Annotated in this window: 1 protein-coding gene; it reads right to left on the bottom strand. The window is 46.0% G+C overall.

Features of this window, described 5'->3' with window-relative positions:
• A partial coding sequence (hutW, locus tag R7O12_RS26750; RefSeq protein ID WP_318127097.1) for a heme anaerobic degradation radical SAM methyltransferase ChuW/HutW occupies positions 1-900 on the bottom strand: 900 nt, incomplete at its 3' end.
• Positions 901-1,057: the final 157 nt, after the last annotated feature.

The raw sequence follows: 1,057 nt of genomic DNA on the forward strand, positions 1-1,057 counted from the left end.
CACGCTCAACTGCTTCATATGGTGCTTCGCCATAAAGTTTACACCCAGCTCATACATGCCCGCTTTCTCTGGCGTCGTCGCTGGTGGTGGGATCTTGCCTTTTTCAACGAGACTGAGCATTGGCGCAGTTCCACCCACGACCAACTGATACAAATCCAAGCCATGCGCGCCTGTCGACATAAAATCGTTAAGATCTTGTTCAAGTATTTCTTTAGTTTGATAAGGCAAACCGTACAACAAGTCGATGATGACTGGGATTTTGTCTTCCTTCGCCAGTTCCGAAACGCGTTTAAGTACGTCTTCTCTATCATCAAGACGCTTTGCACTGCGACGAACTTGAGTGTTGAAGCTCTGCACGCCAAAAGAGAAGCGATTAAAGCCGCCATCTAACGCACCTTGATACAACTCATCGGAAAAACGATTGATGCGCCCTTCTAAAGTAATTTCGCAATCAGACGCGAGAGGGAAATAATCATGAATGGCCTGCCCCAGCACGCGAACTTGTTCGGGAGAAAGATCGGTCGGCGTTCCACCACCAATGTAAACCGCATGGAAGATGCCGCTTTGCGTCCAAGGAAGTGCTGCTTTCTCCTTCAAATCCTGCATTAAAGCAGCGAAGTACTCATCGACAAGTTTGCGACTGGCCGCATTCTGAAAGAAGTTACAAAAAGTACAGCGAACACGGCAAAATGGTACGTGAATGTACAAACAGCGTTTGTTGTTTCTCACGTTTTGGTCAGAAGTAATGCTCGACAAAACCCCTGCTTGTTGAGGTGGCGGTACTGGCACACTCGCTCCGCCAGCATGAGCCGAGTGCTTCTTCACAAAAGCAAATCTCAGGGGGTCAGGGCTATCGCTGCCCAGAACTGATTCGTCAAATTTATCAATATCGACGCTCATATATACTCACTTAAACCCCACCACATAAGGGATAGAGGCTAATCTCAAAAAAACTGCAAGGATCATAATTTGACCGTAATGATAATGCAATTGATAATTGAGCTTATTTCGATTGTAAGTAATAATCGCCTCAAGTTTTCATAGTACTACCGAGAAT

This window comes from Vibrio sp. Vb1574, from assembly GCF_033338675.1.